The 25940-nt window shown below is 60.2% G+C and carries 21 protein-coding genes; 11 read left to right on the top strand and 10 right to left on the bottom strand.

Annotated features, from left to right (window positions below; all coding sequences use genetic code 11):
* Nucleotides 1-20: 20 nt before the first annotated feature.
* Nucleotides 21-1007: a DMT family transporter gene (locus tag M0H32_RS21530; RefSeq protein ID WP_248157522.1), complete on the bottom strand. Its 987-nt coding sequence runs from the start codon at nucleotides 1005-1007 to the stop codon at nucleotides 21-23.
* A 225-nt stretch (nucleotides 1008-1232) separates the two neighbouring features.
* On the opposite strand from M0H32_RS21530, the gene M0H32_RS21535 reads away from it, so the two are divergent.
* Entirely contained in the window at nucleotides 1233-1811 is a 579-nt protein-coding gene (locus M0H32_RS21535) for a MarR family winged helix-turn-helix transcriptional regulator (RefSeq protein WP_248157524.1), read from the top strand.
* A gap of 28 nt (nucleotides 1812-1839) precedes the next feature.
* On the opposite strand, the gene M0H32_RS21540 is transcribed toward M0H32_RS21535, so the two are convergent.
* Nucleotides 1840-2706, bottom strand: a complete 867-nt coding sequence (locus tag M0H32_RS21540) for a LysR family transcriptional regulator (RefSeq protein WP_248157526.1) — start codon at nucleotides 2704-2706, stop codon at nucleotides 1840-1842.
* A 97-nt stretch (nucleotides 2707-2803) separates the two neighbouring features.
* On the opposite strand from M0H32_RS21540, the gene tmpA reads away from it, so the two are divergent.
* The 4 genes from tmpA to M0H32_RS21560 are packed head-to-tail and all read left to right on the top strand — an operon-like array spanning nucleotide 2804 to nucleotide 6034.
* On the top strand, nucleotides 2804-3946 hold the full coding sequence (gene tmpA / locus M0H32_RS21545) for a 2-trimethylaminoethylphosphonate dioxygenase (protein WP_248157528.1): 1143 nt from the start codon (nucleotides 2804-2806) through the stop codon (nucleotides 3944-3946).
* Complete coding sequence (tmpB, locus tag M0H32_RS21550; RefSeq protein WP_248157531.1) at nucleotides 3943-4539, top strand: (R)-1-hydroxy-2-trimethylaminoethylphosphonate oxygenase; 597 nt, start codon at nucleotides 3943-3945, stop codon at nucleotides 4537-4539. Before tmpA ends, tmpB begins: the two co-directional genes overlap by 4 nt.
* Nucleotides 4536-5204 (top strand): ureidoglycolate lyase, encoded by a 669-nt coding sequence (locus M0H32_RS21555; protein ID WP_248157533.1) that lies wholly within the window; start codon nucleotides 4536-4538, stop codon nucleotides 5202-5204. The genes tmpB and M0H32_RS21555 overlap by 4 nt, the downstream gene beginning before the upstream one ends.
* A 2-nt stretch (nucleotides 5205-5206) precedes the next feature.
* A complete protein-coding gene (locus M0H32_RS21560; RefSeq protein ID WP_248157535.1) occupies nucleotides 5207-6034 on the top strand; it encodes an alkaline phosphatase family protein in 828 nt (275 codons plus the stop codon).
* 38 nt (nucleotides 6035-6072) lie between these two features.
* On the opposite strand, the gene M0H32_RS21565 is transcribed toward M0H32_RS21560, so the two are convergent.
* Nucleotides 6073-7053 (bottom strand): M23 family metallopeptidase, encoded by a 981-nt coding sequence (locus M0H32_RS21565; protein ID WP_248157537.1) that lies wholly within the window; start codon nucleotides 7051-7053, stop codon nucleotides 6073-6075.
* A gap of 150 nt (nucleotides 7054-7203) precedes the next feature.
* On the opposite strand from M0H32_RS21565, the gene M0H32_RS21570 reads away from it, so the two are divergent.
* A complete protein-coding gene (locus M0H32_RS21570; RefSeq protein ID WP_248157539.1) occupies nucleotides 7204-7971 on the top strand; it encodes an FKBP-type peptidyl-prolyl cis-trans isomerase in 768 nt (255 codons plus the stop codon).
* A 38-nt stretch (nucleotides 7972-8009) separates the two neighbouring features.
* Here the strand turns inward: M0H32_RS21570 and M0H32_RS21575 are convergent, their stop codons facing one another.
* On the bottom strand, nucleotides 8010-9428 hold the full coding sequence (locus M0H32_RS21575) for an 8-oxoguanine deaminase (protein WP_248157542.1): 1419 nt from the start codon (nucleotides 9426-9428) through the stop codon (nucleotides 8010-8012).
* Between the two features lie 133 nt (nucleotides 9429-9561).
* On the bottom strand, nucleotides 9562-10962 hold the full coding sequence (gene sthA / locus M0H32_RS21580; protein WP_248157544.1) for a Si-specific NAD(P)(+) transhydrogenase: 1401 nt from the start codon (nucleotides 10960-10962) through the stop codon (nucleotides 9562-9564).
* A 427-nt stretch (nucleotides 10963-11389) separates the two neighbouring features.
* Here sthA and M0H32_RS21585 point away from each other — a divergent pair, with 427 nt between their 5' ends.
* Together M0H32_RS21585 and M0H32_RS21590 are read left to right on the top strand one after the other, a co-directional pair.
* Nucleotides 11390-12190, top strand: a complete 801-nt coding sequence (locus tag M0H32_RS21585; RefSeq protein WP_248157546.1) for a substrate-binding periplasmic protein — start codon at nucleotides 11390-11392, stop codon at nucleotides 12188-12190.
* 200 nt (nucleotides 12191-12390) lie between these two features.
* A complete protein-coding gene (locus tag M0H32_RS21590; protein WP_248157547.1) occupies nucleotides 12391-13203 on the top strand; it encodes a substrate-binding periplasmic protein in 813 nt (270 codons plus the stop codon).
* Between the two features lie 99 nt (nucleotides 13204-13302).
* On the opposite strand, the gene M0H32_RS21595 is transcribed toward M0H32_RS21590, so the two are convergent.
* Genes M0H32_RS21595 through M0H32_RS21605 form a run of 3 tightly spaced genes read right to left on the bottom strand, consistent with a single transcriptional unit; the run spans nucleotide 13303 to nucleotide 16592 of the window.
* The gene (locus tag M0H32_RS21595; protein ID WP_248157548.1) at nucleotides 13303-13800 is read right to left on the bottom strand and encodes a hypothetical protein; all 498 of its coding nucleotides are present in this window, start codon (nucleotides 13798-13800) and stop codon (nucleotides 13303-13305) included.
* Nucleotides 13797-15962, bottom strand: a complete 2166-nt coding sequence (locus M0H32_RS21600) for an efflux RND transporter permease subunit (protein ID WP_248157549.1) — start codon at nucleotides 15960-15962, stop codon at nucleotides 13797-13799. The genes M0H32_RS21595 and M0H32_RS21600 overlap by 4 nt, the downstream gene beginning before the upstream one ends.
* A 39-nt stretch (nucleotides 15963-16001) precedes the next feature.
* On the bottom strand, nucleotides 16002-16592 hold the full coding sequence (locus M0H32_RS21605) for a hypothetical protein (protein WP_248157550.1): 591 nt from the start codon (nucleotides 16590-16592) through the stop codon (nucleotides 16002-16004).
* A 431-nt stretch (nucleotides 16593-17023) separates the two neighbouring features.
* On the opposite strand from M0H32_RS21605, the gene M0H32_RS21610 reads away from it, so the two are divergent.
* From M0H32_RS21610 to M0H32_RS21620, 3 genes are all read left to right on the top strand, one after another.
* A complete protein-coding gene (locus tag M0H32_RS21610) occupies nucleotides 17024-19204 on the top strand; it encodes an anthranilate synthase component I (protein WP_248157551.1) in 2181 nt (726 codons plus the stop codon).
* Nucleotides 19205-19584: 380 nt separating this feature from the next.
* Entirely contained in the window at nucleotides 19585-20109 is a 525-nt protein-coding gene (locus M0H32_RS21615; RefSeq protein WP_248157552.1) for a hypothetical protein, read from the top strand.
* A gap of 215 nt (nucleotides 20110-20324) precedes the next feature.
* Nucleotides 20325-21266, top strand: a complete 942-nt coding sequence (locus M0H32_RS21620) for a hypothetical protein (RefSeq protein WP_248157553.1) — start codon at nucleotides 20325-20327, stop codon at nucleotides 21264-21266.
* Between the two features lie 32 nt (nucleotides 21267-21298).
* Here M0H32_RS21620 and M0H32_RS21625 read toward each other — a convergent pair whose 3' ends face one another.
* Both M0H32_RS21625 and M0H32_RS21630 read right to left on the bottom strand, forming a co-directional pair.
* On the bottom strand, nucleotides 21299-24487 hold the full coding sequence (locus M0H32_RS21625) for an EAL domain-containing protein (protein ID WP_248157555.1): 3189 nt from the start codon (nucleotides 24485-24487) through the stop codon (nucleotides 21299-21301).
* A 325-nt stretch (nucleotides 24488-24812) separates the two neighbouring features.
* Complete coding sequence (locus M0H32_RS21630; protein WP_248157557.1) at nucleotides 24813-25904, bottom strand: metal-dependent hydrolase; 1092 nt, start codon at nucleotides 25902-25904, stop codon at nucleotides 24813-24815.
* Nucleotides 25905-25940 lie beyond the last annotated feature (36 nt).

The following is a 25940-nucleotide window of genomic DNA, read 5'->3' on the forward strand; positions in this document are numbered from 1 at the left end:
CAGTCAGGTTTTTTTGTTTCCTAACGGCCCCGCCGACCAAGGGACACCAGCACGATCCCAGCGCCGACCGATGCAACCGCAGCCAGTTTCGCCGCATTCGGCACTTCACCAAAAACGGCATAGCCGAGGCCCAGTCCGACGACAGCGGCAACAGACCCGATCTGGCTGAGATAGACGGGACCGGCGGTCTGCTGTAGCCGGAAGTAAAGGCCATATTGAACCGCGAAAATCGCGATCTGTGCGGCGATAAGGCCAGTTGCCATCGGCGTCCAGGACTGCGGCACCATGGAAATTCCCATTGCAGCATTGAACGCCGCCAGGGCCAGGAAACCCGTTGCCATCATGCCAAGCGCGAGGTCGACCGGTTTCGCGCCTTCCGGCCAATAGTACGTCCGGAAGATATTGCCGGTCGCCAGAAACACCGGGATCAACAAGGCGACCAGCGACCACCAGGACGCTTCAACCGACAGGTCCGCGCCGGAGACCGCCAACAGCAGTCCGCCTGTCAGGCCGAACAGCACGCCTGTGACCCGCAGCAACTGAAACCGTTCGATGCGCAACAGCACCGCGAAGGCGTAGGTCAGAACAAGGGGAAAGGCAAAACTCAGCGAGACAAAGCCGGCGCCGACTTCCGGCGCTGCCATCACCGCGATCATGTTCGGAGCGATGAACAACAGACCGCTCATGACCAGGTAACCGATCAACCTGCCACGCCCGGCGCCTCCTTGTGCCGTGTCCACCCGCCGGCTGCCAGCAAATGCCCGATTGATGGCGAACAGGCCGATCGCGCCGCCGAAGATCGCCCATTGCAGAAGCGCAAGCGGGTGCCAACCTGCAAGCGGCGCGGCCTTGGCGATGACCGTCGAAACTGCGAGAAAACTGCCTACCACCAGCAACAGAACGGGTGGTTTCTGGAACAATTCCGCGCTGCCTCCGGCAAAGATCGCCCGCCTTGACGCAAGGCCGACACCATCGGTGTTCGCACCGGACCTGACCGTGTCCACCATTGGACTTTCCCTTCAATTCTTCGGCGCCGGCACGTTGCCCCGCCTCTGCCGGAAGAGATAACACTATTTATCTTGAAATCAAGATACTTGATATAAAGATTCTTGAAGAGGATTGACATTTCTCTGTATCGAGGGAATGATGTATAAACCAAATTCACAGATATTTCAGCAAGTTATCTCGGCTTCAGCGATCCTCGGAAACCGGGCTCAGAACGGACGCGAACAATGACAAAGGCTTCGACAGGACGGGATGCACCAAAGGACAATCTGTTCGGCGATCCGGAGGATCTTCTGATCGACCGCGCCGAGCGGGCCCGGCGGCAATGGCAGAAGGAAATGCCGGATTTCAGGGACCGGCTGGCCCCGATGGTTCTGCTGGGGCGCTTGAACGAAGCCTCACAGGTGATGAGCCGGGACTATCTTGCGCCGGCCTATGCGGATATTGGCCTCAAGACCGGCGAGTTCGACGTGCTCGCCACCCTGGTGCGCTCCGGACCGCCCTACAAGCTGACACCGACCGAACTTTACCGCAGCACCATGATGAGTTCCGGCGGAATGACCGCACGCGTGGACAAGCTGGAAAAGGCCGGGCTGGTTGAACGCTGCCCGCATCCGGACGATCGCCGCGCCCTGACCGTCTGCCTGACCGGCAAGGGTCTGGATCTGATCAAGTCTAAGATCCCCGATTACATCGACACGCAACACGCGGCCGTCGAAGGGCTGACAACCGAGGAACAACTGCAATTGTCGTCACTTCTGGAAAAGCTCATCCGGTCAGCCACCGATCCGCTCGCCAAATCCTGAGCGGTTTTGAGGACGGAGTTTCTGCACGTTAAACGACCGGCGCCCGGAGAGCCGTTTCCAGTCGGTCCCATTGGGAGCGGGAGATCGCTTCCCGCGATCCTAGAAGCCAATAGGTCTGATGCGAGGGCAGACTGTCCTCGCTGACCCGCATCAGGCGACCGGCGTTCAGGTCAGCAGCGCAAAGAGGAAGCGACGCCAGCAGCACACCGTGACCGGCACGCGCGGCGCCAAGTGCCGGCGCGAATGTATCGAAGCGCAGAACCGGCAACGGCGTGGTCGGCGTGCCGAACCGCTCTGCCCATTCGCTCCAGCCTGGCCGGGGGCCGGAAAGGGCAATACGCGGCAGTTCCGTCCACCCGGCGCCTGATTTCAGGAGACCAGGCGCGGCAACAGGGCTGATTTCTTCGCTGTATAGCGGCGTCTTGAAGGCAACCGGCCACTCGCCCGCGCCGTAACGGATGCGGATAATGTCGTCTTCCAGCCCCGTGTCACTCGCCAGAACCATGGTCCGGAAGGAGAGCTGTGCCTCAACGCTGCCTGTTAAAAACGCAAGCCGCGGCAGGATCCACAGATCGATGATCGAGGTGCTGGCCGAAATCGTCAGACGGCTGCGCGCAGCCCCGAACAGCCCTTCCGAGCTTTGCCGCAGGCTCTCAAAGGCCGTCTGAACATGCGGCAGCCAGGCCTCCCCCTCGACGGTGAGCGCGATGCTGCGCGCCTGCCGCAGAAACAACTGGGTGCCAAGACGCTTCTCAAGCTTGTCGATCCGCTGACTGATCGCGGACTGGGTCACGCCGGTTTCCAGCGCCGCTGCGGTGAAGCTGCCATTTCGCGCCGCCGCCTCGAAGGCGCGGATCCATTCCAGCGGCAGGCTCGCAAATCTGGATTGATCCATTAGCCAATCATGCCCTCAGCCTGACAAAACCTAATTTGATTTAATGGATAAAACCTTTGATCCTTGCTTTCAACAAATGGATTTGAGGATCTGACTCATGACGGACGTTTCGATAAGCGATGCCGGCAAACATCTCACGCTGACCATCGGTGGAAACAGCCACCGGTTTCACGCCATCTGGCTGCGCGACAACGCGGCAGACGCGGAAACCAGGTCGCCGGGAAACGGTCAGCGACTGATCGCGCTGCGCGACATTGACCCCTACACCCGCATCACCAAGGCAAAGGTCAGCAGCGGGTCTTTGCTGGTCAAGTTTTCACCGGAAGACAAGACTGTTGCCTATGACCTGGGCTGGCTGCTCGACAACAGCTACGACCGCCCGAGCATGACGGAACCGGGCTGGCTGGACCCGGGCAAGGAGACCTGGACTGCACAGCTGAACGACCAAGTGCCCTCGGCCGACTTCGAGGCTGTCCGGAGAGGTGCAAGTGTCAAGCGCGGCTGGCTTGCGTCGCTGGCGCGCTACGGCTTTGCCAAACTGACCGGCGGGCCTGTCGAAAACCTGGCCCTGATGCAGGTGGTGGATCTGTTCGGTTATGTGCGCGAGACCAACTATGGCCGCCATTTCGAGGTGCGCACCGAAGTCAATCCGACCAATCTTGCCTTCACCGGGCTCGGACTGCAGGCCCACACGGACAATCCTTACCGGGATCCTGTGCCGACCGTTCAGGTCCTCTACTGCCTGGAAAGTTCCGCGGCCGGCGGCGAGAACATGGTGGTTGACGGCTTTGCAGCAGCCCTGCGCCTCAAAGGCGAAAACCCCGACTGGTTCCGGGTTTTGAGCCGCTATTGCGCCCGCTTCGAATATGCCGGCGAAAAAGGCGTCGTGCTGAGATCCCGAAAGCCGATGATCGAACTTGCCCCGGATGGCGAACTGATCGCCGTGCGTTTCAACAACCGTTCGGCCGCCGCCATCAACGACGTGCCTTTCGAGGAGATGGAGCTCTATTACCAGGCCTATCGGCGGCTTGGCGAAATCATCGACGACCCGGCAATGGAAGTCACCTTCCGGCTGGAGCCCGGCGAGTGTTTTATTGTCGACAACACGCGCGTGCTCCATGCCCGCAAGGCCTATTCGGGAACGGGTACCCGCTGGCTGCAGGGTTGCTACGCCGACAAGGACGGCCTGCTGTCGACGCTGGCGGCTCTGCAGGCGGATTTGCCGGAGGCCGCGGAATGACAGCTCCCGGCTCCGCGGAACTGACCCGCGACACGATCGTGGCATTTCTCGGCGACATTTTCGAGCGCTGCGGCGATGAAGAATATCTCGGCGAGCCCGTGACCATGGCGCAGCATATGCTGCAGGGCGCGACGCTGGCCGAACAGAACGGCCTCGACGAGGACATCATCGTCGGCGCGCTGCTCCACGATATCGGCCACTTCACCTCCGAATTCGGAACGTTCTCTATGAACGACACCGAGGACCGGCACCATGAGGATGCCGGCGCCGAGGTTCTGGCCCGTTTTTTCCCGACGGTCATCACCGACTGCGTGCGTTATCACGTGGCCGCCAAGCGCTATCTGTGCGCGACAAAACCCGATTATTTCAAACGCCTGTCGGAAGCCTCGGTCCACTCGCTGAACCTGCAGGGCGGACCGATGAGCGCCGAGGAAGTCGCCGAATTCGAGAAAAACCCAAACCTTAACAAGATCATTCAGGTCCGTTATCTCGACGAAGCGGGCAAGCAGCCGGACCTGGAGACGCCGGATTTCTGGCATTTCGCGCCGATGGTCCAGCGGATTGTCGACCGGCACATGGGAGATATGTCTTGAACACCCCGCAATACATGTTCGATGCCGGCACGAAACCCTCCCTGCCCTGGCATGAGGTTCCGCTGGTACGCGCCACGGATGCATCCGTGAAAGGCTATGGCTGCCTGGTTGACGATCCGTCCGGATTTGAGATCGAAATCACGCGATGGCCGCAGCAGGGATGGCGTCCGATCGACGAAGGCACCGGCGACGAAGGCGGTTGGGTCGAAGGCGTGTTCAAGGGCAGCTGGCAAGGAGGCGTTCTATATGGCGTCAACGAAGCGGTGAATGGCAAATATGTTCTCTGCTGGTCGACGGACCCGCAGCACGCGCAAACGGATGCGCCAACTGTCCCGCGCGGGCAGGTACTGCTCTGGCACATGAACTATCATCCCGATGGTGGCCAACTGTTCTTTCCCCTCGACAAGCGCCCCTTCGTCGTTCCCCTCGCCCTTCCAGGCGACAACCTCACGCCCGACAAGGTGATTGCCTTCTGGTGCGAAGGCGATCGGGGTCTCTACATCCATGCGGGCATCTGGCATGAGGGCATTTTTCCGGTCGAGGACGAGCAGCGTTTTCTCGACCGCCAGAGCGCCGTCCACGCCCTTGTCAGCGCCGACATCGGCAAGGAATTCGGTGTCTATCTCGCCTGTCCGCTCGACGCCGGCAAGATCCGGGACCTTTGACCATGCGCAAGATCTGCCTCATCATCATCGATGGATTGCGCAACGACACCGCCCTGGCGGAATGCGGTTTCCTCACGGCATCGACGGAAGCCAAAACCGCCCGTCACTGGAAAATGATCAGTTGCCTGCCGACCATATCGGCGCCGCTCTACGAAACGCTACACACGGGCCTTGCCCCGAGCGATCACGGCATTACCAGCAACGAGGCGCTCCGCCCTTCAAACCGGCCGAATGTCTTTTCAGAACTTAAACAGGCGGGCCGCGCCACCGGTGCTGTGGCCCATTCCTATTTCCACACGCTTTACGGCGGCTCTGCCTTCGACCCGTTCGACCATAACGAAATCGATGACCCTTCGGCATCGGTTCCCCATGCCCGCTACTATTCGCTGGAGGGGTATGGTCGCGCCAACCCCGCGCTGCCGTCCGAGGTCGATCTCTGTGCCCAGGCCTGGGCGATCGCGCATCGGAAGGCGCCGGACTATTTGTTGCTGCATTCCTCCAGCTGCGACACGCTCGGGCATTTCTATACGTCCGACTCCGCCGAATACCGCACGCAGGCCTGGCGGGTCGACAACGCCCTCTCCCGCCTCGTGCCGCGTCTTGTCGGTGCCGGCTACGATGTGCTGGTCACAGCGGACCACGGCATGAATGCGGATGGCCATCATGGTGGCGACCAGCCGGGATTGCGGGAGGTGCCCTTCTTTGCGTTCTGCGACCGTGTGAAGGCACCGATCGACGCCGTGCTCGACCAGCGCGCCATCGCGCCGACGGTGCTTGCGCTTTTGCGCGCAGACGTCCCGGATACGATGACCGCCAAACCGCTCCTATAGCCGGCGTCCCGATAGTGCCTCTCAGGCTCTGTCGGCCGTCAGTTGTCGAGTTCGAACCGGGTAGAGCGGCGCATGAGGGCGTTTCCATCCCGCCAGAGCACCGCTTCGCCGGAATAGGTTCCTTTCGGCCAGCCGCCTTGCGGGGTCTTGCGGCCGGCAAAGGTCACCCATTGCGCCTTGTTGCTCTCCAGCGGTTTTCCATCTGAAACGGCAATTGTGCCCTCAGGCCCAACGAGTTCCAAGGCGACGCGGTCGCCCTTTTTTAAGTTGATCAGCCTTGCAAAAAAGACGAGCGCCGGCGCGTTGGATGCCGGGGGCACCTTGCTGTCGGTTTCCAGATCCAAAGACTTGACCGGCTTGCCGGCAAAACCCGTCTCGACCAGAGCGCCACCGGCATCCTGCAGCAGTCCGCTTGCCTCCCCGTCCCAAAGGCTCCCGCCAGGGAGAGTTGCTGTCTCCGTTGCCGCGCAAGCCGCCACTCGCTCCGCTGATTTCTCGGCCGTGCCAAGAAAAGGATCCACCGTCTTGCCGTCTTTGCGCACCGAAAGATGGACATGCGGGAATGCGGCAAGGCCGGAAAAACCGACTTTGCCCAAAGGCTGTCCCCGTTCGACCTCGTCGCCGACGGACACAGACAGGGTCCCTTGGCGCATATGGCAATATTGCGTTTCCCAGCCATCACCGTGGATAATCACCAGCCCGTTGCCGCATTCCTTGTCGCGGACCGCCGCCCGGTCTTCCTTCGTGCGCACCAACCGGTCGGGCATGTCTTGGCGTAGGGCCTTGACCCGCCCCGGCGCCGCGGCAAGCACATCCTTTTCCACCTTGGTGTTGAGCACCCGGAAATCCGTGCCTTTGTGACTGTCATAACTCGCCTGTCCACAATCCACCGTCAGGACAGTTTTTCCAGGATCAATGTCGACGTAATTCTGTACGAAACAGTCGCGGCCAGGGTCACAGGCAATCGGCACGGACAATTCCAGGGCCAATACGGGCACGGTGGTGAGAGGCGGCATCATGAGCATCGCGGCCAAAGGGCTCGCCCAACAGTGCTTCATTTTCCATTTATCCCTGTGAACATCGGCTCATCAAATAGCATTGAGTTGCAATCGCGCTGGCAATCACCGACCTTTGCGCCAATCGATATCACGCAATCAGGTGGAACAAATATGGTCAAGACATGGCTGGCCGGCCTGGCCCTCGCCGCGCTGCTGGCGCTACCGGCCGCGGCGCAGGAAGAGCTTCAGATCCGGGACATCGAAAAAGGCACGGGCGAAGAGGCCAATGTCGGTGAAACGGTGGTGGTGCATTACACGGGCTGGCTGATGGACGGCACCAAATTCGATTCCAGCCTCGACCGCGGCACGCCCTTCTCCTTCACGCTTGGCGAACGCCGCGTGATCCAGGGATGGGAACAGGGCGTCGAAGGCATGCAGGTCGGCGGCAAGCGCGAACTGATCATCCCGCCGGAACTCGGTTATGGCGCGCAAGGAGCCGGCGGCGTCATTCCGCCGAACGCGACGCTCAAATTCGAGATCGAGCTGCTTGAGGTCAAGGCGAAGAAGTTCTCCAGCCTCGGCAATGATGCCCTCAAGGCCCGGCTCGCCGCTGGCGCGACAATTGTCGATATTCGCCGGCCCGAGGAATGGCGCGAGACCGGTGTCCTGCCCGGCAGCCAACTGCTGACCTTCTTCGACAAGAACGGCCGGGTGAACCCGCAGTTCGGTGCGGAGCTGCAAAAGCTGATCTCCGGACCGGACGATGAACTTGTTCTCATTTGCCGGACCGGTCAGCGCAGCCAGGTTCTGTCTCAGTATCTTGCCGACAAGGCCGGCTTCACCAATGTCGCCAATGTGGAACAAGGCATCGTCAGCTGGATCGAGAGCGGCGGCAACGTCACCCAGGCCGAGACACCGGAGAATTGTTGGCTCTGTTGAAGACCAACAGTTGATGCAGGGCTGCTATTTGCCCCTTGTCAGTCCGCTGCCAGAGCCAGGCTCAGGCGATTGTGATCCCGGATCACCGGGGCCATGTCCATGGTGACGATGTTCCCGTCTTCGACGATCACCCTGCCGTTCACCACGGTTGTCTTTGCGGATTGCGGCGAACAGAACACAACGGCCGCAACCGGGTCATGCAATCCACCCGCGAATTGCAGGGTGTTCAGGTCGAGCGTGAAGAAATCGGCGCATTTCCCTGGCTCCAAAGACCCGATGTCGTCGCGTCCAAGCACCGACGCCCCCCCCAGCGTTGCCAGCTCCAATGCTTCGCGCGCGGTCATCCATTCTTCCGCCCTCAGTGGATGAGAGGGCGGCAGGAGCGCGTGCTTGCGCGGCCCTTCCGGCGGCATCAGCCCCAGCTGCAATCGGGCAAGCAGCATCGCCTGACGAACTTCAGCCAGCATGTTCGAGCTGTCATTCGAAGCAGAGCCGTCAACGCCGAGGCCTACCTTGACGCCTGCTGCCAGGTATTTCTTGACCGGCGCGATGCCGGAAGCCAGCCGCATGTTGGAACAGGGGCAATGGGCCGCGCCGCACCCGGTCGCAGCGAACAGGCGGATTTCATCGTCATCGACATGAATGGCATGGGCATACCAGACATCCGGGCCGGTCCAGTCGAGGCTCTGCATCCATTCCACCGGACGCTTGCCGAAGCGTTCCAGCGTGTAGCGCTCCTCATCCAGGGTTTCGCACAAATGGGTGTGCAGCATCACGCCCTTGTCGCGGGCGAGCGCCGCGCTTTCGCGCAGGAGATCCTCGGACACGGAAAAGGGCGAACACGGCGCGACCACGACACGGGTCATCGCTCCCTTCGAGGCATCGTGATAGCGGTCGATGACCCGGACCGTGTCCTTCAGGATGTCGTCCTCGTCCTCGACGCATTCGTCCGGCGGCAGACCGCCCTTGCTTTCGCCGAGCGACATGGAGCCGCGGCTGGCGTGAAAGCGCACGCCGAGGTCCCTTGCGGCCTCGATCTGGTAGTCGACCTTGTTGCCGCTCTGGAACAGATAGGTGTGGTCGAACACCGTGGTACAGCCCGACAGCGCCAGCTCCGCCAGGCCGACCAGGCTGCTGGCCCGGGACGCTTCCGGGTCCGTCTTCGCCCAGATCCGGTAATGAGCCTGCAGCCAGGGAAACAGGTTGTTGTTCTGTCCCGCCGGCAGGGTCCTGGTCAGGGTCTGGTTCAGGTGGTGGTGGGTGTTGACGAAGCCGGGCAGTACGATCTGGCCGGACGCATCGATCACCCTGTCCGCCGTTTCAGGCAGGTCCGCCGACAGGCCAACTTTCCGGATCAGACCGTCCTCGGCATAAAGGCCACCGCCGGCAATCTCACGGCGTTCGCCGTCCATGGTGACCAGCATGTCGGCGTTTTTCAGAAGCAGCGTTTGAACCATCAGGCAGCCTTTGGCGGGACTCAATCAAATGTACACATCAGCGTACAACCTACCCGTTCAACGGAGCCATAACTATTTTCGGTTTCCTGAAACTGCCTTAAGCGAAATTTGAGAATGACACGCACCCCAAGTGCTACTGCTCCAGCGGAGGCATGCGGTTCCAGGCGTCGAGGGCTGCGATCTTGTAGGCTTCCGCCAGGGTCGGATAGTTGAAGGTGTTCTCGACGAAATATTCCAGCGTGCCGCGCAGATTGAGCACCGCTTGGCCGATATGGATCAGTTCGGTCGCGCCCTCGCCGACGATGTGGCAACCGAGCAGGCGCCGGGTCTTCAGCGAGAAGATCATCTTCAGCATGCCCGTATCGAGCCCCATGATGTGCCCGCGCGAGGTTTCCCGGAACCGCGCCACGCCGCATTCATAGGCAATGCCCCGGTCGCGGATTTCCTCTTCGGTCATGCCGACGGTGGAGATTTCCGGTACGGCATAAATGCCATAGGGAAAGTACTCGGGCGGGTCATAGGCCTTTTCGCCAAGCGCATGGCAGGCGGCGATACGGCCCTGTTCCATGGACGTAGAGGCCAAGCTCGGAAATCCGATCACGTCGCCGGCAGCGAAAATGTGGGGCACCTCTGTCTGAAAGGTCATGGGATCGACCTTGAGCCGGCCACGATGGTCCATCTCCAATCCACACGTCTCAAGCCCGAGCGACGGGGTTGCTCCCATGCGCCCGGCAGCAAACAGAACCACGTTGGAGCGCACGCAGCGGCCGCCCTCCAGGGTGATCTCGCAGTCGGCGGGTCCGTGCTTCTCGATCTTCTCGACCTTGGCACCGAAGCGAAGCGCGATGCCGCGATCGCGCAGCTGATGGGTAAAGTCGGCCACCAGTTCCTTGTCAAGAAAGTCGAGCATGGTGTCGCGTGGCTCCACCAGGGTGACATGCACGTCGAGGGCGGAAAAGATCGAGGCGTATTCGACGCCGATGACGCCCGCGCCGATGACGGCGATGGAACGCGGCAACTGGTTCAGCTCCAGGATCTCGTCGCTGTCCAGAACATATTCGCCATCAAAGGGCACGTAATCCGGCCGAAAGGGCCTTGTGCCAACCGCGATCACGAACTTGTCCGAAGAAAAGGTGTGAACCTCCCCCGCCTCGCCTTCGACCTCGATCTTGTGAGCACCGATGAATTTGGCCTCGCCATAGATCGTGTCGACCTGGTTGCGCGCAAACTGGTGCTCCAGGACCTCGACCTCGTGATCTAGCGTGATGTGCAGCCGGGCCCTTAGATCGGCGGCGGAAATATCGTCCTTGACGCGATAGGAGCGGCCATAAAAGCCGCGCTCGCGCCAGCCGGTCAGGTTGAGCACGGTTTCGCGCAGGGTCTTGGACGGAATCGTACCGGTATGAACCGAAACGCCGCCGACCCTGCGGCCGCGCTCCACGACCAGAACATTGCGGCCGAATTTCGCGGCCTGGATGGCAGCCCGCCGGCCCGCCGGTCCGCTGCCGATCACGATCAGTTCGTAATGTTCCATGAGCCCCTCGCTTCTGCCTGTCCGCCCGATCTTTCACCAACGGCATGCAAAAGACGCGCAGAAATGCGTCCTTTTGTGTTGCTGCAGCGCAAAGACAGTATCTTGGCGGGCGGGTCAAGATGGCGGCACGAAAAGCGGTAAATTGGCGGAGCGCATATATGTCAGCGTGGCGAAGACCATTTCCGGCAGATCGGAATTTGGCTCGGGTATGAACACCGGAATACCAAGCCAAATCAAATTACAGTAAAAGCAAATTCTGCATATTCTAATTCATATATGTATTCTTGCACAATTCTTAGTTGAATACAGTTGTTTCAATAATCCACCCACTTGCTAAAGTTATTTAACAAATCCGAAACAAAAAACCCTTATGCCCCGTTCTTAGATGCAAACACTCATCAGCCGGCTTGGGAGCAAGCTTATCCGGATGCAGTATGCCCGCCTTCACGTCAGTGCCGTGCTCGCAGCGATCAGCCTTGTCCTGTCGCCCTCTGCCGGTCTTGCCCGGGAGCTTGTCTTTGCGGCCGACAGATGGTGTCCGGCCAATTGCGACCCGGCGAGCGACAGGCCGGGCTATATGGTTGAGATCGTCAAGGCGGTGTTCGAGCCGCTCGGCCACACCGTCACTTATGTCGAACTGAATTGGCCGCGTGCGAAGCTCTATACGCTCGAAGGCAGGTTCGACGGCATTTTCGCAGCCTGGCCCGAGGGCGAGCCGAGGTTCGTCTATCCGCAACTGTCTCACGGTGTTTCCGCCAATGGCCTGTTCGTGCACAGGGACTCCGACTGGACCTATGAAGGCCCACAGTCGTTTCAGGGCCAAACGGCCGGTCTCATCGTCGACTACAGCTATGGCGAGGAGTTTGAACGCGCAATCCAACATTATGGCCGGGCCTCTTATGTCGCCGGCGACAATGCGCTGGAGCTCAATCTCAACAAGCTGGCACTGAACCGGCTCGACCTCGTCGTCGAGGATGTCAACGTATTCCGCTACACGGCCATGAGCATGGGTCTCAACGATCGCTTTCGACTGGCCGCAGCTGTGGAGGCAGACGATATCTACATCGCGTTTTCGCCGCAGGCCCCGGATGCCAAGACACTTGCCGAGGAATTGGACACAGGCATGCGCCGGCTGAGGACAAGCGGGGAACTTGACCGTATTCTGGCCCGCTACGGGCTGGCCGACTGGCAGGGAGCTCCTGACCCTTTACAAACGCCGGCAAATTAGGAGGCCGTACAGGCCTTCCGGCCGTTTGCCGTCCGCGGGTGTAAGCAACCTTGCGAATTGAGCTTTCCGGCCGGCTTTGTTTAAGATCCAAGACCACCAGACAAAACACTGGCGTGAGACACTTCCCCTTGCAGATCACACATCGGCCAATGCGGTTGTACATTCCCGGCACGTTCGCCAACACAATTTGGACACTGGTGGTGATTGCAGTCCTTTCCGGTTCGATCAGTTCTGGCAGCGCTGCCGAGACGGAGGCTTGCCCGATCAGCGACGACATCGTCATCACTGCGGAAGATGCCTTTTTCCCCTATTCGGGGCTTTACGAGGGAGAACTGAGAGGCTTTGCGGTGGACATCGTTTCCGCCGCTTTTGAAGAGGCCCATTGTTCGGTGTCCTTCAACATCATGCCCTATAACCGCTGCATGCGCGAAGTGGCGCAGGGCCGGCAATTGGGCTGCTTCGACACCACGGGCTCAGAGGAAAACCGGCGCAATTACATCTTTCACGAAGTGCCCCTCTTTTATGGAAAAATTCTGATCTTCGCGCATCCGGACAACACCGAGGCGTTCAGACCTTCGTTCTTTTTCGAGAAGACCTATTCGGTAGTCCGTGGCTACACCTATACGGATGCTTTCGACGCCGATCCGGCGATTTCCAAAATCGAGGTTGATTCCGATCTGCAGACCCTGGCCCTCGCCGCCAAGGGCCGGTCGGATTATGCGGTGGTTTACGAGAAAGTCGCCGCCTTTCACATCAGCAACAGTCCGGAACTGATTTCTCCGGAGCCCGTCCCTGTCGAGGAACTTGTCCGCTTCGATCTCTATGTCTCGTTTTCCAAAATGACACCGAAGCGCTCGGAAGCGGTGGCGGGAATTCTCGATCAGGGACTGGAGACCATCCGGGCAAATGGAACCTATGCGGAAATCGAACGTGTGTGGGACGACTGGCTGACAAGGGGCCTGAAAAACGGCCAGCCAGCCCCCTTCTGGGGATCGCCAGCAGAGCTCAAATAGGTTCTTTCGCGACCAACCGGGGCCGCCAGTCTCAGGGTGTCTCGCAAGTCAGGAACGTTACCGGCAAATACCGGCCATTTGAAAGATTGCGCTTCCGCGTCAGCGGCGACGCAGCTCCAACTCGCCGATTTCCGCAGGCTTGGGCGTGGTTTGCCTCGTTTTCAGGCTTAATGCGCTGCCGAAGAGTGCAAGTCCAAATTCACCAGTCACAACCTCAGTTGCGTTGCCTTCCTGGGAACTCCAGCGGAACAACAATCTGTCACCGCTGCGCCGTCCGCTCATATGATCGAGCCTCCATCCCGCGGCGGACCAGGTTGCGCGATAAAGACCGTTGCCGAGAGGGGTTAGACGCGCCGAAACCTGGCTTTGTGAGCCCGCACCAGCGCACTTTCCGGTCACCTCAAGCGACCCCGAAGAGCCCTTCGGGATGAAGGACAGGCGGCACCGAACCGCCTCGCGGGGTGCTTCTGGTGTCTGCCGCGCCCAACCGCCTCCGCTCCACTGCCCGGATAGCCTCTCCAGAAAGGCATCGGCCATGCAGGCCCGGCACATCAAAAGCACGGCAATGGCGACCAAGGGCAGCCTGAACCGTTTCATCGCCGGGTCCACTTCATCTTGAGTAGGCATGGCAACACAAACAGATCGGCCGCCAGCGCTGTTAGGAAGGTCAGGATCAGCATGCCTCCGAACAGCTTGACTGTGTTGAACGCGCTAAAAAATGTGACGCTGATGCCAAGGGAGATGAGCAGTGTCGTCACGATCATCGGCCGGCTGGTTCGGTTGATGGCCACGACCAGGGCCTCCGAAACGGACTGACCTCCCTGTCGCTCGCGCACTGCCCTGTTGAGGAAATGGATGGAGTCATCCACGGCAATGCCGAAGGCCACCGTCAAGGCCAGCATGGCCGTCGGCGTTATATGACCTCCATAAAACGGATAGAGAGCGGCTGCGGTCACCGCGAGCGGCAAAACGTTGGGCAAGATCAGGACGGGTATCAACATCACCGACCGAAAAGCCAGTGCGATCAGACATGTAGCCAGCAGACAGGCAAGGCCGAGGCCAAAGGAAAGTTCCCGGACGATCCCAGCAGGTTCATGACGCAGTACCATCGGCATTCCCGTAAGGCTCCTCACGCCATCTTGCCGAACGATCGCTTCAAGCGCGTCGTGTTGTTCGAGCGTCGCTGCGTTTCTCATGGGCTCCGGCACAGTCGCGATGATCGCGGTGGTCCCGTTTTGCGGATCGATCAAGCTTGCGAGGACCGGCGCCGGCAGTTCCTCCAGTTCGGCGGGGGTCGGCGGTGCGTCAGGGTGTCCGAGCCAGTCGGCGTATGTCACCAGAGACAGGACCGTGGCATCCGGCGCCGTCTGGCGCACCATGTCAGACAGTGCGCGCAACCGATCCCAATCCTCTGACGGGCCGTCGCCGGAGACAAAATCAACCGTGTACCACAGCCGGAATACGCCACCGAAATCCTCGGAGATTGTATTGTTCGCCGCCAGAACGCGGCTCGTCTCAGGCAAGTTGTTGTTCAACTCGAACCAAGGCCGCAACTGGCTCGCGGCCACAACAGAGGCACCCAAAATCACCAGTCCCGTCGCAACGATCAGGTTCCGGTTTGCAAGGATGGTTTGGGCTGCCGCGGGTGGCATGGCGAGCCAGTTCTTTGTGGAAGCCGCCTTTGTGTTCCGACCGAGCAACGGAACCATTAGGGCAAACGCCACCAGGACAATGATGTAAGCTGCAAAAACAGCCAGGGCGCCGGTGATGGCAAGTTCCTGCAAGACATCGTTTTGTGTCACCCCAACCGCCAGAAACGCAAGGGATGTCGTTATCGCCGTGAGCGCGCAGGCGGGGCCGACGGCTTGGAGCGTGTGTTTGGCACGCGCCTGAACCGTTGTGCCCTTGGCATCATCCCGGAGAAAAAGCACCAGGTGCACACTGTCGGCAAGTGCCAGAACAAGCACCAGAACCGGGACGACATTGTTCAAAACTGTGATCGGCCAACCGAGTAAGAGAAAAACCCCAAGAGACAGGAACGCGGCCAGAAACGCAGGACAGCAGGCCAGGAGAACAAGCTTCAGATTGCCGAATAGCAGGCAAGCAGCCACAAAGGCCAAAAATCCGCCGACAAGGTTGAAAACAATAAGGTCCTCCATAAGCGCATCGACAATTTCAGGTCCGATGACGCTTTCGCCTGTCGCCGAAATGTCCAGCCCATCCGTCTCGGCAAGCGCGATCGTTGAGTCAATCTCGTTTGCAAGAATGTGCTTCTGGGAGGGATCGGAAGAGACCGCGACAACAATCAGCGCCTTTTTGCGATCCCGGGACATAAAGCTACGCGCTCCGGTGGTCGCGTTTTCGAATGCGGCCAACCGGCTCTCGATGTCTGTCGTTTCCAGTGCAAGTGGTAGAAGGGGCGCGCCAGGATGATCCGGATGGCTGCGCGGAAACCGCATTGTTGCAACGGAAAGAACGCCGGCGATACCGTCGATCAGTTCCAGGTTCAGCGAAAGATCTCGGATGGTTTCGTAGTTCTCTGCCGAAAATGGCCGATCCCCCTGCACCAGAACGAGCAGCTGCTCCGTTGGCCGGTCTGCCCGCGCCAGCAAGGCCTTGTAGGTCTCGGAATGCTGTCCGCCGGAAAAGAAGGCCCGGCTGATCTGCTTGTCGAAACGGAGGGACGGCAGTGCCGCGCCGGTTGCGCCGATGAGCAGGGCCAGCAGCAGCCCCGCGATCAATGGCCGGCGCAGCGCCACAAGCCCGGGAAATGCCAGAAAGGACAAGTCACGCAAGGCTTAGGCCCCTTGAACCGGTTCCATGCGCCTGATGGGAGCTCCCGTCCTGATGCTTGTCATCGCTTCTCTCCAGGCCTCCTCTCGCAACCGCTTCAAAACCGGTAGCCACAGGTGCTCCAACCGCGACGCCAGAACCGCGAGCACTCTGGCAGAAACCTGAGTTCTCACTTCTCGTCCCTGCAAAAAACCCTGCAATGCCTTGCGGAAGACAAGGTCCGACTGCTCGCCATAGATCATCGAGCGCAGCAGTCCGAGGTCCGGATTGCGATCATACCTTTCCCGATAGCTGCGCCAAACCAGAATAATTGCCTCTGCGAGGTCGAACCGGACATGTGCATGAATGCCGAGCAGCAGTGCCGCCTGGGACCGGAAAGGAACAGCCCCGTTGCCCTTTGCCAAAAGCTGAGCGTGGCGCTTCCAATGAGGAACAATCCGTATTGGTTGCCCTTGTTCATGAACGGCGTATTTCCGATAAAGGTCAAAAAAATGAACGATCAGCAGGTGGATCATGATCGGATCACGACTGGTCCGAGCAAAGTCCAGCCAGTGTTTGGTTGTGAAGTAATAGAGTTCGGGGAACAGCCGGTCCAACTCAGCGTCCCCGTGCCGCCTTCGGTGCCTCGCGGATCTCAGCCATTTGACCACTTCGTCGGGTTGCTGAAGCAACACACCCGGATCCGCCCCTGAAACAGAAAAGTCAGAACAATGCATGTTTTGCCCCAGCGCAACCAAGATGCTGACCAACTTTTCGATCCGCACCTGCTCCCAATTCGATAACACAAGATAACGTTAGGTCACAGTCCACAAATACCCATTGCCATCCCCTGCCCCGTCGGCTATGGCTTCACCATGAACATGATCCTGAAAGCAGCATGGTGGTGGCGCGGCGCGATATAGGCGGCCAGCGATCAGTCATGCTCTGAACGGATCATAGATCAAACCAAAGGCCGCCGCGGGATACCGCTGGCGGCCTTGGTGCATTATAAGGCCGCCAAAAGGCCACCAGAACGGGAAGCAACATCATGCCGGTGCTGGCAGACCAGACCTTTGAAACTGCAAGCGGGATTACCATCCTGCGGACCTCGCGCCCTTCCGACTATGAAACGGGCACGTCCGACTGGATCGACCGGCTGGATTCCGAACTGGGCGCGGTGCTGTCCTCGTCCTACGAATATCCCGGCCGCTACACCCGCTGGGACATGGCCCTGGTCAACCCGCCGCTGGTGCTGGAAGCCGCCGACCGGAAGGTCGAGATCCGCACACTCAACGACCGCGGCAAGGTGATCCTGCCGGCGATCACGGAGGCACTCAAAACCCATCCGGACGTGGACACGTTCGAGGCCGACGACACGCATATCCGCCTGACCGTCAAGCTGCCCGACCGGCTGTTCAACGAGGAAGAGCGCTCGCGCCAGCCATCGACCTTCTCGATCGTCCGGGCACTCAAGGACATGTTCGCCTGCGGTGACGACCAGCTCGGCCTTTACGGTGCCTTCGGCTATGACGTCGCCTTCCAGTTCGAGCCGATCAACCTCAAGCTGGACCGTCCAGCGGACCAGCGCGACGTGGTGCTGTTCCTGCCGGATGAAATCCTGATCGTCGACCACCACGGCAAGCGCGCCTATGTGCTGGAATATGATTTCGTCGTCGGCGGCCACACCACAAAGGGCCTGGAGCGCAGCGGCGAAAAACGCCACTACACGCCCGCCAACCGGGATCCTGGGCGCGGCGATCATGAGCCGGGCGAATATGCCAAGCTCGTGCACAAGGCGAAGGACTATTTCCGCCGCGGCGACCTGTTCGAAACCGTGCCGGGTCAGACCTTCTACGAGCCCTGCGCCAACCCGCCTTCCGCCGTCAGCCGGCGCCTCGCCCAGATCAACCCGTCGCCCTATTCCTTTTTCTTCAATCTTGGCAACAACGAGTATCTCGTCGGCGCCTCGCCGGAAATGTATGTGCGTGTCACCGGTGGCCGCCGAGTGGAAACCTGCCCGATTTCCGGCACCATCCGGCGCGGCAAGAACGCCATCGAAGACGAGGCCCAGATCCGCAAGCTGTTGAACTCGGCCAAGGACGAAGCTGAGCTGACCATGTGTTCCGACGTCGACCGAAACGACAAGAGCCGGGTCTGCGTGCCGGGTTCGGTCCGGGTGATCGGCCGCCGCCAGATCGAGATGTATTCCCGCCTGATTCACACGGTCGATCACATCGAAGGCATTCTGCGCGAGGACATGGATGCCCTCGACGCCTTCCTGTCCCACACCTGGGCTGTGACCGTGACCGGCGCGCCGAAACGCTGGGCGATGCAGTTCATCGAGGATCACGAGAAATCCCCGCGCGCCTGGTATGGCGGCGCCATCGGCGCGGTGCTGTTCAACGGCGACATGAACACCGGCCTGACGCTCAGGACGGTGCGCATCAAGGACGGCATGGCGCAGATACGCGCTGGTGCCACCCTGCTCTATGACAGCGTTCCGGAAGACGAGGAAGCCGAAACCGAGCTCAAGGCCGAAGCCATGCGCGCGGCCGTGCGCGAGGCCGGCCTTGCCACCAAGACCACGGAAAAGACCGAGGCCCAAAAACCGGGCAAGGGTCTGAAAATCCTGCTGGTCGACCACGAAGACAGTTTCGTGCACACGCTGGCCAATTATTTCCGTCAGACCGGCGCGGATGTCGTCACCTACCGCACACCGGTGGCCGATCATGTGTTCCACGACGTCAATCCGGACCTTGTGGTGCTGTCGCCGGGACCGGGCAATCCGCAGGATTTCGACTGCGCGGCAACCATCGGCCGGGCAAGAGCACGGGCCCTGCCGATCTTCGGCGTCTGTCTAGGCCTTCAGGCCCTGTCGGAATATTTCGGCGCAACGCTCGGTCAGCTGGACATTCCGATGCACGGCAAACCGTCGCCGATCACCGTGTCCGGCAATTCCCTGCTCTTTGACGGGCTGAACGCCCCTGTGATTGTCGGCCGCTATCATTCCCTGTTCGCGCAACGGGACACCCTGCCCGCCGACATGCGTGTCACCGCCGAGACCGAGGACGGGGTCGTGATGGCAATCGAGCACCAGAAAGAAGCGATCGCAGCAGTCCAGTTCCACCCGGAATCGATCATGTCGCTGGATCAGGATGCCGGCCACAAGATCATCGAGAATGTCGTCAACCGGCTGGTCAGCAGCAAACAGATCGCCGAGGCGGTCTGACACATCGGAACCGGCCAATCAGGAGGCGCATTTGACCCAGCGCCTCCTGTTTGTTGTGCTTTCGGACGAGTGGGTCCAACCAGCCCCAAATTCGCGCAAAAATTGAAAGTCGCGTTTGGGTTCACAGCTCCAGACAGGCCTAACACGGACATTCGCTCAGTCTCGTGCCAATACCTGACACCGGCTGCAGCACCGCCCAAATGCCGGGCATTTCAAAAAAACTCCAATTTTTCAGTTATTTATTTCGTATTTCAGAGTTGAGACTCGCTGCTCGCCGGACGCATCTGGTGTTTCACGCAGATTCCTATTGTGATTTTTGTCACGGTATTTTCTACGCAGCTCGATAAAGTTGCAGCCTGTTTTCAACGCGGAGATTTCCCTTGCACATTCTGCTCGCTATTCTCGGTATTCTGGCCGCGGCCAGCTTCTGGATGTACCGCATTCATAATGCCGCCAATGCGGCAAACGCCCTCTTGAGCGCTGCTCAGGACGTCCAGTCCGCCGCCCGCCGGTTCGGCTATAGACTGCGCAACAAGCAACACCCCGCAGAAGGGGTCGACGATCCGCGCGTTTCCGCGACCGCTGTTCTGGTGCTGGTTGCCAAGACCGAAGACGGTGTCTCAAAGACGGCCCAGGCGGCGATCGAGGACCAGCTGCAAACGGTTTTTCAGATGCGTCCGTCCGACGCGCAGGAAATGTATTTCCTGGCGAAATGGCTGGCCGGTCAAAGCCAGAACCCTTCCGACATGACACGCCGTCTGATCAGGCGCACCTTGATGCTGGGCGGGCGCGACACCCTGCCCGACCTTATCCGGATGGTCCGCACGGTTGGTGAGGCGGAAACGGGAACCGCGTCGGTGGACACGTTGCACGTTATTGAATCGATCAAGCAGCTTAACGCCTGAAGCACTGAATTCCGCAGCGTAAGTTTTCGATCTGTATACGGGCTCTCCCACCTTCTGTTTCCGTCGCTTTTTTGCTTTCCCAGCCACAGGAAACAAAAGAAAGTTGATTAACAGACTGCAACAGAGTTCTATGGAAATACGCGATCTGGTTTAGCCGGTATTCACCGGCCGACAGTATAATGGCCAGATCCCGAAAAAGAGTCTGGGGAGTCGGAATGACCGAAAGCGCCCAAGGTCTTGAGGCGCGGCAACTTTGCTCGCCGGCGAAGTGGTCGTGGTCGCGCATTGTGACGGCCATGTTCGCCGGTGGTCTCGCAATGTGGGTCAATGCGGCTCCAGGGCAAGACATAGCCCCCCTGCAGAACACCGTTCTGGCAATCGGCAACTGCCCGCCCTGGAACGCGCAATCCGTCGAAGTGTGCAAAAACAGCGCCGACAAGGTGATGTCCGCCTTGGCGCCTCGACTGGATGCCGGTCCCGACAAACGACATCTTCTGGTCAATGAAGGGGCGAGCGCGGCTGCGCTTAAGCTGAAGGCCACCGAGCTGGCAAATCAGCTGACGCCGCAAGACAGGCTGATCATTTATGCCAATCTGCCGCTCAGCCTCGCAGAAACCGCCGATCCCGACGATGCCAAGGGCTATGTGCTCGAACTTTGGGCAGAACAGAAACCCGAAACGGCGCTTCAGGCGATCAGCGAAGGCACTTTCATGTCGGCCTCGGCGTTTGCCGCACTCATTCACACCTTCCCCGCCGGTGAAGTCATTCTGGTCCTGGACACCAACAATCCGCATGCGATCGATATCGACCTTTTGGCCAGGCACAAGGTCGATCACAAGGATCGGCCCGAAGCGCTGGTGATTTCCTCCGGGCCCGGGCAAGCGGCCAATTATTCGGCGGACCGGACCATTTCCCTGTTTGCCAAGCATCTCGCAATCGCCCTGAACGAGACCGACGGCTCGCTTCTGGATGTCGTCGCGGTGGCGGCCGCGGGCACACGCCAGGCGGCGATCCCGATTTGCGCCGAACTCAAGGGCACTCTGGCACAGGGGGACAGCGAGGCGACCGACTGTGCCCAGGTTCCGGAAATTCATGACCCGGAAGCGCTGCTGGAGCGGACCATGCTGATCCCGCATGTGGAATCCAACATGAACTGAGGGACAGGCGGGCGGGCGGCCTTCAAATTCGTTCAGCTGGCCAGATTGGTCTGGTTGCTTGCCTCGAACACCTGAAGTCCACCGAAATTCTGGTTTTCAAGCGCGGCGGAGACCACCTCGGGGATGGAGCGCGCAAGGCTGTCCGTCGGCATCGGCCGCCCAATCAGATAGCCCTGGGCTTCATGACAGCCGCGCTGCGCCAGGATGCAGAGCTCATCGGCGTCTTCGACGCCTTCCGCAACAATGCGCATGTCGAGCGCCTTGCCGAGCCGGACCACGGTCTCGATGATGGCCAGCGACCCGTAATTCCGCTTGGCCTCGGAAACGAAGGACCGGTCTATCTTGATGCAATCGAACGGAAACCGGCTGAGGTAGCTGAGCGACGAATACCCGACCCCGAAATCGTCAAGCGCGATCCTGACGCCGATTTCCTTCAGCCGGGTGAGGACCGACAGGGCCCGGGCGTCGTCCTCAATCAGGGTGTTTTCCGTGATTTCCAGTTCGATCCGTCCGGCAGGCACGCCCGAGCGGTCGATTGCCTGTCGCACGTCGTCGACAAAATCCTTGTCGCGGAACTGCACCGGACTGACATTGATGCTGATATTGGCGTCCAGAATGGTCGATGACGCAATGTCCAGAGCCTGGGCCAGTACATATTTGCCAATGGCGATGATCTGGCCGGACGCTTCCGCCACGGGGATGAACTCGCCCGGGCTGACCAGGCCTCTATCGGGATGGTTCCAGCGGATCAGCGCCTCATAGCCGACGATTTCCGCTGACGCGAGGCTCATGCGCGGTTGAAAATAGAGATCGAACTGGCCATCCGATAGTGCCGAATTGAGGTCCTTTTCCAACGCGCGGCGCTGACGCACCTCGTCGCCCATGCCGGCCTGGAACAGGCAATAGGTGTGGCGTCCCCGGTTCTTGGCATTGTAAAGCGCGATGTCGGCATTGGAGATCAGCTGATCCTCGTCGTCCTGTCCGCTTACCAGGGCAATGCCGATGCTCGCCCCCGGCTTCAGCACCAGGCCGTTGCCGCAATCCAAAGGCTCGGACAGGGTCTGCACCAGCCGAAGAGCCATGTCCTCGGCCTGGTTGGCGAACTGGATGCCGTTCTGGATGATCGCGAATTCGTCGCCGCCGAGCCGCGACACCGTATCGCCCGGGCGGCTGGCCTGACGCAAACGCTCGGCCGTCACCCGGATGACCGTGTCGCCGACCGGATGGCCATGCAGGTCGTTGATGTCCTTGAAGCGGTCGAGGTCGATCAACAAAAGCGCCGCGAACCGGCCATGCTGCCGGCAGCGGTCGATGGCCTGTTTCAGTTCGGCATTGAACACCGCGCGGTTGGGCAGGTCGGTCAGCGGATCGTGCTGCGCCAGATGCAGGATCTGCGCTTCCGCCTTTTTCCGTTCCCTGAGATCGACAAGTGCCGATACCCGGGTCGGAATGCCCCGGTAGGAAATGACGCGGGTGCGGATTTCGACCGGCACACGCTCGCCCGAACGGCTGATCAGCGTAACCTCGCGCGGTTCCTTTTCCGCCTTGATCAAGTGTTCCTCGAGCGTGCCGGCCAGTTCATTGTCGACAAATTCATAAAGGCCACGCATTTCAAGCTCTTCGATGCCGTAGCCGATCAGATCCTCAAAGGTCCGGTTGCCATCAAGGATACGGCCGTCGACAGAGATCACGATGGCGTCGAACGTGGCATTTGCGAGCGCGGACAGGCGCTCGGCCTCCTCGCGGGTGCGCTTGGCGTCTGCAGCCCTGTTGTGGGCCAGCTCCTCGCTCTGCACCGTGTCCATCAGGGCGTTGAACAGCCGTGTCAGGCGTTCCGAGTCATCGCCCTTCGACACATTGAGACGCATGGACAGATCCGCCTTGCCGGCGATCAGACGGTCGAGTGCGTCCTCGACATGACCAATGCCGAGCCGTGTGCCGTGCTCGGCCTCGTTGAGGCCAAGATCCTCGCTGGCCGCGTCGAGGCGCAGAGGCTGGATCCGGTTCAGCACGGCCAGAAGAACCCAGCCGCCTCCGAAACACCAGACGAAGCAGGCCAGGACACCGGAAAGCTGAACCAGGACCTGCGGCAGGCGCGCACCAAGCGGAAGGTTTTCGACCGGCGCCAGCAGCGCCAGGCCGAGCGTGCCGACAACGCCGGCAAAACCGTGCACGCTGATGGCTCCAACCGGATCGTCGATCTTCAGTATCCGTTCCAGAAAGACGGCCCCGCCGATCGCCGCCGCACCGCCGAGACCACCAACCGCCAGCGCGCCCATGGGCGTGAGCACATGACATCCCGCCGTCACCGCGACCAGGCCGCCCAACAGGCCGGAAATCGAATTTTCCGGCAAGATCACCTTGTCCTTGTAGCGACCGAACACATAACCGACACCCGTGCCCGAGGCCGCGGCCAGAACGGTGTTCGCCAGGATCATCGGCACGTCCCATGACGCCGACAAGGTGGAACCGCCGTTGAAGCCAAGCCAGCCGACAAACAGGATCAACGCGCCGGAGGTCGCAAGGACCGAACTGTGCCCCTGAATGCGAAAAGCGCTGCCATCCGAACCAAACCGGCCCGAACGCGCACCGAGGATGGTGCAGGCAGCAAGCGCGATCCAGGCCCCGGTGCTGTGCACCACCGTTGATCCGGCGAAATCCACGAAACCCGCATCCGCCAGAAACGCCGTTGCCTCGCCAAACAGCGCCTCGCCCCAGGCCCAATGGGCAACAACCGGGTAGATCAGACCGGCGGTCAGGATGGAGCACCAGATATAGGCGGTCAGGCGCATGCGCTCAGCCACCGCGCCAGAGATGATGGTGGCGGCCGTGCCGCAGAACATCACCTGGAAAGCAAAAACGGTCAGTCCCCAGGCATCGAGTTCGGCCAGGCCGAACAGGCGCCAGTCAAAGCCGGCGAACCAGTTACCTCCCGCGCCGAAGGCAAGGGAAAATCCGAAGGTCGCGAAGATCAGGACGGAGACCGCGAGATCGAGCAGGTTTTTCTGGGCGACATTGATGGAGTTCTTCGACCGAACCAGACCGGCCTCCAGCAACATGAAGCCGACCTGCATCAGCAACACGAGACCGGCCGCAAGCAGGACCCAGACCATGTCGAGGCTCTTTTGCAGTTGCGCCACATCGGCGGCATGAACCGGTTCTGCCGAAATCAATCCAGCAACACACAGAACGGTTGCTGCACCAAGCGTCCGCTTGATCATGGATCTGCCTCATCTTTCGAAAACAGAGCCATGATTTCGCTGAACTTCTTAATTCTTACTTGCTAAATATGCCAGTGCTTTTACTAAAGACAGGCTGCACAATTCTTCGGCACGCACCTCGAAAACCTACCAATTGGTACTGTAAATTCAAGGCGTTGAATTTGCAGCTTTAATTTCAACACCCAAATTTATTTAACTCACTCCGTGCCACGGTTACCCTGGCGGAGGCTGCTCACAATTCGTGCATTGTTTACCGGCCTGAACGGCTCGAATTGGCCCGCTAATGCGCCTTCTGCAGGCGGAAACCGCTCAAAACGACAATTGCTTAGCCGGAAACACGCTGCAGCTGGGTACAGCCTGCGATCCTGATCGTTTCTGTGTCCCGCGAGAGCCCGGCTTCCGCGGCGCGTTGACCTGCCTTGCCCTGCAATCTTGTCAGCAACCAGTCGAGATCCCCCTCTTCCACCCGCGCCAGATCCGCGAACCGCTCCGGGCCGACAGGCCTGATACCTGCTTCCTCCTGTTCAGCGATCACGAACCGGAAGGCGTAGCCGGGCGTCAGCCCCATGCGCAGATCGGACATGACAACCTCGTCCCCCACAAGGTCCGCCCGATAGTAGCCACGGCTGAACCAGTCGAGTTTCTGAAACGCTGGCGTCTCCTCCAGACAGGCGATAAGTTCAGGATTACGTGGATGGGTGTAGATCTCGGCTGGTCCTTCCCCGTCCAGAAGCGACAGATAGAGATTGTCATAGCTGTCTTCGCGCAGGCCGATCACCTTCCAGAACAGGATGTTGAACGGCGTCGCGATGGCGTAGATCCGATCCGGCGCGCCGCCGTTTTCCTGAAAGAGTTCCAGCGCGTGCGTCTCCACATGGCGCTGAATGAGCGCGCTCAACCCGAGATACCCGGTCGAGACAATCAGCGCTGCGGCAAGCCCGTTTCGAAGGCGGGTCGTCCAGGTTTTCCTGCACAGCGCCCAGATCACCACCGCCAGCAGCGGCAACGTATAGAGCGGATCGATGATGAAGACGGACCCAACCCCAACCGGATCGGGGTACAGCGGCCAGAGAATCCTGGTGCCGTAAACCGTCATCGCGTCGATTGCAGCGTGGGTGGACAGGCACAGAAACACGGCCGCCCAGACCCGCCAACGGTGCTCTCGAAGCCCCTTGAACAACCGCACAAGCCCTTCACCCAGAATTGGGGTCGCGAGTGCGTGCACCAGCACCGAATGGGTCCAGCCGCGATGGTAGACGAAACTGTCGACCGGATCGTCGAACGGAATGAAGACATCCAGATCCGGCATGGTGCCGAGCGCGCCGCCGATCAGGGCGGCCTTGCGGGGACCGATCTTGTTGCCAAGGAGCGCGGTGGAGACGGCGGCGCCGAGAACGAATTGCGTGAGGGAATCCATCAAAGACCCTTGGGCAGGAGAAATTGTTTGCCGGGT

Origin of the sequence: Roseibium sediminicola, from assembly GCF_023156505.1 — a bacterium.
GTDB lineage: Bacteria > Pseudomonadota > Alphaproteobacteria > Rhizobiales > Stappiaceae > Roseibium > Roseibium sediminicola.

Excerpts from the sequence above, each read along its gene's own strand:
- M0H32_RS21530 (WP_248157522.1), bottom strand. The coding sequence starts at position 1,007 with ATGGTGGACACGGTCAGGTCCGGTGCGAACACCGATGGTGTCGGCCTT.
- M0H32_RS21535 (WP_248157524.1), top strand. The coding sequence starts at position 1,233 with ATGACAAAGGCTTCGACAGGACGGGATGCACCAAAGGACAATCTGTTC.
- M0H32_RS21540 (WP_248157526.1), bottom strand. The coding sequence starts at position 2,706 with ATGGATCAATCCAGATTTGCGAGCCTGCCGCTGGAATGGATCCGCGCC.
- tmpA (WP_248157528.1), top strand. The coding sequence starts at position 2,804 with ATGACGGACGTTTCGATAAGCGATGCCGGCAAACATCTCACGCTGACC.
- tmpB (WP_248157531.1), top strand. The coding sequence starts at position 3,943 with ATGACAGCTCCCGGCTCCGCGGAACTGACCCGCGACACGATCGTGGCA.
- M0H32_RS21560 (WP_248157535.1), top strand. The coding sequence starts at position 5,207 with ATGCGCAAGATCTGCCTCATCATCATCGATGGATTGCGCAACGACACC.
- M0H32_RS21565 (WP_248157537.1), bottom strand. The coding sequence starts at position 7,053 with ATGATGCCGCCTCTCACCACCGTGCCCGTATTGGCCCTGGAATTGTCC.
- M0H32_RS21570 (WP_248157539.1), top strand. The coding sequence starts at position 7,204 with ATGGTCAAGACATGGCTGGCCGGCCTGGCCCTCGCCGCGCTGCTGGCG.
- M0H32_RS21575 (WP_248157542.1), bottom strand. The coding sequence starts at position 9,428 with ATGGTTCAAACGCTGCTTCTGAAAAACGCCGACATGCTGGTCACCATG.
- sthA (WP_248157544.1), bottom strand. The coding sequence starts at position 10,962 with ATGGAACATTACGAACTGATCGTGATCGGCAGCGGACCGGCGGGCCGG.
- M0H32_RS21585 (WP_248157546.1), top strand. The coding sequence starts at position 11,390 with ATGCAGTATGCCCGCCTTCACGTCAGTGCCGTGCTCGCAGCGATCAGC.
- M0H32_RS21595 (WP_248157548.1), bottom strand. The coding sequence starts at position 13,800 with ATGAAACGGTTCAGGCTGCCCTTGGTCGCCATTGCCGTGCTTTTGATG.
- M0H32_RS21610 (WP_248157551.1), top strand. The coding sequence starts at position 17,024 with ATGCCGGTGCTGGCAGACCAGACCTTTGAAACTGCAAGCGGGATTACC.
- M0H32_RS21620 (WP_248157553.1), top strand. The coding sequence starts at position 20,325 with ATGACCGAAAGCGCCCAAGGTCTTGAGGCGCGGCAACTTTGCTCGCCG.
- M0H32_RS21625 (WP_248157555.1), bottom strand. The coding sequence starts at position 24,487 with ATGATCAAGCGGACGCTTGGTGCAGCAACCGTTCTGTGTGTTGCTGGA.
- M0H32_RS21630 (WP_248157557.1), bottom strand. The coding sequence starts at position 25,904 with ATGGATTCCCTCACGCAATTCGTTCTCGGCGCCGCCGTCTCCACCGCG.